The sequence below is a fragment of the Paraburkholderia sp. genome, from assembly GCF_035501035.1.
Taxonomy (GTDB): domain Bacteria; phylum Pseudomonadota; class Gammaproteobacteria; order Burkholderiales; family Burkholderiaceae; genus Paraburkholderia.
This window is the reverse complement of record NZ_DATJWR010000325.1, coordinates 71,998-78,558: the sequence shown is the minus strand read 5'-3', so window position 1 is coordinate 78,558 and position 6,561 is coordinate 71,998. Positions and strand designations below refer to the sequence as shown.

Here is a 6,561-nt window from a genome sequence, read left to right as displayed (position 1 = left end):
GCGGCTTCCTCGCGCGCAAAGGCGACGGCGAACCTGGTGTCAAAACCATCTGGCTAGGCATGCAGCGAATAGTGGACTTCGTTGCTGGCATCAGGTACATGCGCGAGGTTGAGCATCAGACTTGTGTGTAATGGAATGGGTCTGAAGCCCCGCGCCTGCCAAACTCGGAATGGAATCTAGCAAAATGACTCCATAAGTCAATATGAAAAATCTTATATCGACGCTAGCCGGTATTTCAATCCGGAATAAAAGCTGAAGTCAAATACGCGGCACTCACTGTATCGGTGGTACCGCCCCCCAACTTCTCCGCCAGCATCCGTTCGTACACTCCGAAGTGCAGGTCGACCTCCTCCTGCGTGACGGCGTGGACAAAGATGTTGACCTGTTCCGGCAACAATCCCATCACCGTGGCAATGGCGCTCTCGAGTTGCGGTCCGCAAAGCCGGTCTTCCGCCAAAGTCGTTCCGATGGTGATGTCATACGCCTTTTCATGTCGAAAGACGATTTCGACAATGCGCGCTCTGGCGCTCATGTTGTTGTCGACAGCAAGTCTCGTCAGTTCTGCAACCTGCTGCATTACCTCGGTCGGAAAGCCTTTTGTGGAGCGCAGCTTGATGCGATGCCTGCCAAGCGTTCTCCATTCTGAATCGAACTCCATAGTCGTCTCCCGATGAACACCAGTGCGCGAACTCTATGGCCTCCGCGCGAATTTTCAAGGCCCAAAAATTCGTTCACCACCTCTTGAAAGCGGCCAAAAGCATCCTAGATTGGTCACGGCGCAGGTAGTCCCGCAAATGTGTGTGCGGGCGCTGCGTGTTTCAATCTTGATTATCCGCGGCATGGGACAACCGGACTGAAGCGCGTGAGTCGGTTCGCTCCCTTGCCTCCAAAGGAGAGAGCGAACATGGGCGACCTTTACTCTGGTACCGACCTTTTCACTGAACTGGACCGATTGCAACGTCAGATGTCCAGCCTGTTCGGCGGCTTGCCGTCCAGCCTTCGTTCAAGCCGTTTCGGGACCTTCCCACCTATCAATATCGGCGCGACCGACGACACGATAGAAATCGTCGCGTTTGCGCCCGGCGTCGAACCGTCCAAACTCGATATTTCCGTCGATAAAGGATTGCTGACAATCGCTGGCGAACGAGTGACCCGGCCAGCAAAGTTGCCTGAGGGCACGCGGCAGTATGCCCAGGAGCGTTTCAGCGGCTCTTTCCGGCGGGTCATCGAACTGCCTCAGCAAGCCGACCCCGACAAGGTGCAGGCACGCTATGTCGACGGTTGCCTGCTAATTTCGGTGGGTAAGCGTGAAGCGTCCAAACCCCGTGCCATCACGGTTCAGTAACGAGGTGACATGATGAGTGAGAATACGCAGATCGCACAGAGCCACCAAGGTGCCAGCACGCGCGCGGAACCGGACGACGCCCGCCGTCGCGTCACGCTGTCACCTGCTGTCGACATCGTCGAAGATAGCCATGCCGTCACGCTCTGGGCTGACCTCCCGGGTGTCTCGAAGGAGAAACTGGACGTGAGAGTCCACGATGGCAGCCTGACCATCGAGGCTGAATCTGTGGTGCCAGTCCCGTCAACCCTTCAGTTGTCGCACGCCGAAGTTCGCGTGCCTTATTTTTCGCGCCAGTTCAACGTCAGCGAAGACTTCGACACATCGCGGATTGAAGCAGCGCTGAAAGACGGTGTTCTGAAGCTGACAATACCGCGACGCGACGAGGCGAAGCCACGGCGCATCGAGATTAAAGTCGGCTAACCCCATCGACTATCAGGAGCACTGCCGCTGCAAAGCGGGTATGCTTCCGCGCTACAGTCGAGCCGATGCGTTCGCTCGACTGTAGCGGATTTCTGAAGGAGTACGAATTTCTGCGATTTAAAAGAGTGAGAACCTCGGGGAGCTTTGCAGACTGGTGAAAAACGGAGAATGCCGCGACGGGCGACGCATAGGCACGATGATACCCGCCGATGGGGAAACGCGTACTTCATCGAAGTCATCGCGCTCGGTTGACGCCTTGATTTAGTTCGAGACGTTTTAGGGGTCCTGCTGGATGATGAAGTGAACGCTCGCGCGACGAGTGCATCATCAAGCCATTGGGACGACCCGACCACCTTGGCGTCCGAGAAACGGAGATTTCCGACGCAAACGAGAGGCTCAATTCGATTCGCTCGGCCGCTCGGCGCGTCCTGAATGAACGAGACGACACTGTCAAAGAAAACCCGTGCCGCACCGCACTCGCCCGCAACATTCACCCTACGGTCGCGGCAGACTCCGCATTCGTCGTCAGGATGATTTTTCCGACGTTCGCCGATGATTCCATGCGTCGATGGGCATCTCCCGCGCGCTCCAGCGGGAACGTGCTGTCCACGACCGGCTCGAGGCTTCGGCCACCTGAGAAGCGGTCGAGCCAGTGCTCGCGGAAACGTCGTACCATTGCGTGTTTTTCCGCCTGGGCGCGCGACTTCATGACAGTGCCGATAATCTGGATGTGGCGATAAAGAATGGTCTCCAGTTCGACACTCACCTGCCCGCCCCCGCCAAGAATTCCGACCTGCACAAGCCGGCCGCCATTCGCAAGCGACGCGATATTGCGAGCGAAATAAGGCGCGCCCACGAAATCGATCACCACATCGACACCTCGACCGCCAGTCTTCTGGGCAACGACATCGGCAAAGTCCTGCATGCGATAGTCGATGGCATGGTCGGCACCCAGTTGAACAACACGTTCGAGCTTCGATGCCTCGGCCGTCGCGAACACGGTCGCGCCGGTCGCATACGCCAACTGGACCGCAGCAGAACCGACGCCTCCGGCCGCAGCGTGAATGAGCACCGAGTCGCCTTGCTTGAGGCGTCCGAGATGCATCATCGCTTCATGCGCCGTGACGAACACCTCGGGGATGGCTGCCGCGTGCACGTAATCGAGCTGTTGCGGAATCGGCATCGCAATACGCCAGTCGATGCGTGCGATCTCGGCGTACGCGCCGCCGCCAACAACGCCCATCACGCGGTCACCGACCTTGTAGCGTTCGACCGACGCGCCCACTTCTAGCACCTCGCCCGCGATTTCCAGGCCCATGATGGTCGAGTCGCCGAAATTCGGCCGGCCGTAGCCGCCGCGGCGATGCGTCAGGTCAGCGCGGTTCACGCCTGCAGCGTACACGCGGACCAGCAGGTCGTCGGGGCGGACTTCCGGGTCGGGGACATCTGCGATTTTGAGCACGTCCGCGTCGCCGAATTCGTTGAATGTGATTGCTTTCATGATGGCGTGTCCTGTTGGTCGTGCGCTTCGCCGAGCGTCGATTGCGCGGCGGCGGAAGCTGAAATAGCGGCCGGAAATCCCGCGTAGAACGCGAGGTGAGTAATCGTAGCTGCCAGTTCTTCCCGCGTGACACCGTTGTTGACCGCACGTCGCAGATGCGCAGGAAGCTCGTCGTGATGGCCACCCACAATCAATGCGGCGACGGTCACGAGACTTCTGTCACGCGGCGACAACGCCGGGTCGGCCCAGACCTGGGGAAAAAGCACGTCGTCGACAAGCGCGGCGAGCTTCGGCGTGAACGCGCGTGCCGCTTCGCGCGGGCTGTCGAAATTAGCGTTTGACATGGTTGGGCTCCCTTCAGACCTGGCTGATGAACTTGTTGGTGAGATAAAACTCGATGCCTTCCGCGCCGCCTTCAGAACCGATTCCGCTTTCCTTGATGCCACCAAAAGGCAATTCGGTGGCGACGATGCGGTACTGGTTAATGCCAATCATCCCGGCTTCCAGGCCGTCGGCAACGTCGATGGCGGTGCGCGCGTTGTTCGTGAACGCGTAGGCCGAGAGTCCATACGGCAAGCGGTTCGCCTCTGCGAGTCCGTCATCGAGATGGTCGAAACGCATCAGCACAGCGATGGGCCCGAACGGCTCCTCGTGCATCACACGGGCGTTCATCGGAACGTTGGCGAGCACGGTCGGTTCGAAGAAGTAGCCATCGCGCGCGATGCGCTTTCCGCCGGCGAGCACCTTCGCGCCGTGCGCCACCGCATCCGCGACGAGTTCTTCCATCTTGGCAATCTGACGTGGATTCGCGAGCGGGCCGACCTGCGTGCCCGGTTGCATGCCGTCGCCAATCTTGAGCGCCCTGGTGGCGGACACGAAATGCTCGACGAATTCGTCATAGACCTCGCGCTGAATCAGGAAGCGGGTCGATGAGATGCAAACCTGGCCGGTGCCTCGGAAACGATTCGCGGCGCCTTCGATGGCGGCCTTTTCGACGTCAGCGTCCTTGAACACAAGCACGGGTCCGTGGCCGCCCAGCTCAAGCGTAATCGGCTTGACGCCCTCGGCAGCACGCGCGGCGAGCAGGCGACCGATGGGAACGGAGCCGGTGAACGTCACCTTGCGAATGACCGGCGAGGCAATCAGCTTCTTCGAAACCTCATCGGGCACGCCGAAGACCACCTGCAGCACGCCTTTGGGCAGACCTGCATCGTCCAGTGCACGGGCAAGCGCGAGCGCAGTCGCGGGGCTTTCCTCACCCGGCTTGATGATGACGCTACAGCCTGCGGCAAGCGCCGCAGAGAGCTTGCGCGCCGGCGTGATGGCCGGGAAATTCCAGGGGGTAAAAGCGGCGACCGGTCCGATGGCCTGCTTCTTCACCAACTGCTGCACGCCGGGGCGATTGGATGGTACAACGCGACCGTCGATACGACGCGCTTCCTCAGCGAACCACTCGAAGTATTCTGCGGCACGCAGCACCTCATCACGGCTTTCGGCCAGTGGTTTGCCCTCTTCGAGCGTCAGCAGTTCCGCGATGTGCTCGGCGCGCTCACGAATCAGGTTCGCGCCGCCCTTGAGAATGCGTGCGCGCTCCGCCGGCACCGTATTGCGCCACACGTCGAATGCGCGCCTGGTCGCCTGCAACGCCTGTTCGAGGTCCGCTGCCGTTGCAAGAGGAACGCGTCCCAGTTCCTGCAGCGTAGCTGGATTGACGACCGGTGCGGTATCGCGCTGGCTGGCTGCAATCCATTCGCCGTCGATGAAAAGGTAGAGTGAGTCGTAGTGAGCGTTCATGTTTCTGTTCCTCAATATATTTAGCGATTCGAATTAATATGCGGTCATGTCAAGCCATCCGATTGCGCTTCTCTCAACGTCCTCAGGTACCACGAAGGCGAAGGGGGCGACTTTGGCTTGCGGTTGGAGTCCGGCTCGGCGTTTCTGTGGGGGAGCCTGACTCGGTTGGCGGTGAGTGCCTGCCTGCGGAACCCAGTTTATGCGGGAAGCCCAGCAGGTTTTAGGCAGGGCGGGAAGAATGAATCTTTCCGTGAGAGGGAAAATCCGGGCGCGCTTAACGGGTAAGCTTCCCGACGTCGGCCGGCGCTCGCCTATCATGGCCCGACGCCTGCTCAGCAAGCGTCCGATACGGTGGATTCAGACGAAAGGAACTGGTGGGATGGACAAGTTATATAACATGTCGGTGTTTGCGAAAGTCGTCGAGATGGGTAGCTTCACAGCAGTCGCGAACCACCTCGACACGACGGTTGGCAACATCTCGCGCGCCGTTTCGGTGCTTGAGGAGTCGCTCGACACACGGCTCATGCAGCGCTCGACGCGTCGCCTCGTCATCACAGATGCGGGACGGCGGTTCTACGACCGCTGCGTGGCCATCCTGACCGACGTGGAACATGCCGAAGCCGAGGCGCGGGACGCCTTGCTCGAGCCCCGAGGCACCCTGCGGGTGCACTCAGTTCCCGGACTTGGGCGTAACCTCGTGACGCGCGCCATCATGGCGTACCGCGAATCGTATCCGGACGTCTCGGTCGACCTCCTGCTGTCCCAGCGCATGCCGAACCTGCTCGAAGAGCAACTCGACATCGCGGTCGTGATTACACGAACGCTGCCCGACTCCGCATACGTCAGCCAGAAAATCGGTTCGAGCCATTGCATTCTCGCCGCGTCCCCTGCGTATCTGGCCCGGCGCCCGGCGCCGCAGTGCCCGGAAGACCTCATCGACCACCAATGCGTCCTGCTTGGGACGGTGGACTACGCGCCAGACGAGTGGCACCTTGACAGTCCCACCGGCAACGCTACCTTTCGCCCAACGGGTCCGCACTTCAGTGTCAACGACATGGACTCGATGTCACAGGCGTTACGCGACGGAGCCGGAATCGGCCTCCTCGCAGCATTCTCAGCGATGGACGACCTGCGCAGCGGCGCGCTCGTTCGCGTGCTGCCGCAGTACCACACGCATGTCCGCATGCGTTTGCGCCGTCTACCCGTCGCGTCAATTCGTCGACGCGAAAATCAAGCGGTTCGTCGAAACATTGAAGACGCACGTCGGCGACCATCTGGATGTCTACGCCAAGGAGCTCGACATCGAGAGTGCCACAGCGCTATCCACAGGTCGCTAACCGCAGCCGGCGGAAGTTTGAACGCTGCGTGCCGCGCGAACCAGTCTCGCGGCACCGAGGCGATGGAAGATAGGGCGACCGCAGCTGGTCGCCCATCCGTTGCCACGATTGGCGATGCTCTTCGAGGCGTCGGCTGAGCAGCCCTGCAGAACGAGGGCTATCTA

8 protein-coding genes are annotated in these 6,561 nt (G+C 60.3%); 4 read left to right on the top strand and 4 right to left on the bottom strand.

Annotation, left to right across the window (positions count from 1 at the left end; genetic code table 11):
* On the top strand, positions 1-131 hold a 131-nt coding region (locus VMJ11_RS24280; RefSeq protein WP_325622548.1), incomplete at its 5' end, for an IS4 family transposase.
* A gap of 104 nt (positions 132-235) precedes the next feature.
* Here VMJ11_RS24280 and VMJ11_RS24275 read toward each other — a convergent pair.
* Positions 236-658 (bottom strand): hypothetical protein, encoded by a 423-nt coding sequence (locus tag VMJ11_RS24275; RefSeq protein WP_325622538.1) that lies wholly within the window; start codon positions 656-658, stop codon positions 236-238.
* Positions 659-904: 246 nt separating this feature from the next.
* On the opposite strand from VMJ11_RS24275, the gene VMJ11_RS24270 reads away from it, so the two are divergent.
* Together VMJ11_RS24270 and VMJ11_RS24265 are read left to right on the top strand one after the other, a co-directional pair.
* The gene (locus tag VMJ11_RS24270) at positions 905-1,345 is read left to right on the top strand and encodes an Hsp20/alpha crystallin family protein (RefSeq protein ID WP_325622536.1); all 441 of its coding nucleotides are present in this window, start codon (positions 905-907) and stop codon (positions 1,343-1,345) included.
* Between the two features lie 12 nt (positions 1,346-1,357).
* On the top strand, positions 1,358-1,765 hold the full coding sequence (locus VMJ11_RS24265; protein WP_325622546.1) for an Hsp20/alpha crystallin family protein: 408 nt from the start codon (positions 1,358-1,360) through the stop codon (positions 1,763-1,765).
* A 490-nt stretch (positions 1,766-2,255) separates the two neighbouring features.
* On the opposite strand, the gene VMJ11_RS24260 is transcribed toward VMJ11_RS24265, so the two are convergent.
* Genes VMJ11_RS24260 through VMJ11_RS24250 form a run of 3 tightly spaced genes read right to left on the bottom strand, consistent with a single transcriptional unit; the run spans position 2,256 to position 5,060 of the window.
* Complete coding sequence (locus VMJ11_RS24260; protein WP_325622534.1) at positions 2,256-3,266, bottom strand: NAD(P)H-quinone oxidoreductase; 1,011 nt, start codon at positions 3,264-3,266, stop codon at positions 2,256-2,258.
* Complete coding sequence (locus VMJ11_RS24255) at positions 3,263-3,610, bottom strand: carboxymuconolactone decarboxylase family protein (RefSeq protein ID WP_325622532.1); 348 nt, start codon at positions 3,608-3,610, stop codon at positions 3,263-3,265. Before VMJ11_RS24255 ends, VMJ11_RS24260 begins: the two co-directional genes overlap by 4 nt.
* A 13-nt stretch (positions 3,611-3,623) precedes the next feature.
* Positions 3,624-5,060, bottom strand: coding sequence for an NAD-dependent succinate-semialdehyde dehydrogenase (locus VMJ11_RS24250; protein WP_325622530.1), 1,437 nt, complete (start codon positions 5,058-5,060; stop codon positions 3,624-3,626).
* Between the two features lie 379 nt (positions 5,061-5,439).
* Here VMJ11_RS24250 and VMJ11_RS24245 point away from each other — a divergent pair, with 379 nt between their 5' ends.
* Entirely contained in the window at positions 5,440-6,534 is a 1,095-nt protein-coding gene (locus VMJ11_RS24245; RefSeq protein WP_325622528.1) for a LysR family transcriptional regulator, read from the top strand.
* The last annotated feature ends 27 nt before the right edge of the window (positions 6,535-6,561 follow it).

What these genes read in the sequence shown, in the direction of transcription:
- VMJ11_RS24275 (WP_325622538.1), bottom strand. Translation starts at nt 658, where the DNA reads ATGGAGTTCGATTCAGAATGGAGAACGCTTGGCAGGCATCGCATCAAG.
- VMJ11_RS24270 (WP_325622536.1), top strand. Translation starts at nt 905, where the DNA reads ATGGGCGACCTTTACTCTGGTACCGACCTTTTCACTGAACTGGACCGA.
- VMJ11_RS24265 (WP_325622546.1), top strand. Translation starts at nt 1,358, where the DNA reads ATGAGTGAGAATACGCAGATCGCACAGAGCCACCAAGGTGCCAGCACG.
- VMJ11_RS24260 (WP_325622534.1), bottom strand. Translation starts at nt 3,266, where the DNA reads ATGAAAGCAATCACATTCAACGAATTCGGCGACGCGGACGTGCTCAAA.
- VMJ11_RS24255 (WP_325622532.1), bottom strand. Translation starts at nt 3,610, where the DNA reads ATGTCAAACGCTAATTTCGACAGCCCGCGCGAAGCGGCACGCGCGTTC.
- VMJ11_RS24250 (WP_325622530.1), bottom strand. Translation starts at nt 5,060, where the DNA reads ATGAACGCTCACTACGACTCACTCTACCTTTTCATCGACGGCGAATGG.
- VMJ11_RS24245 (WP_325622528.1), top strand. Translation starts at nt 5,440, where the DNA reads ATGGACAAGTTATATAACATGTCGGTGTTTGCGAAAGTCGTCGAGATG.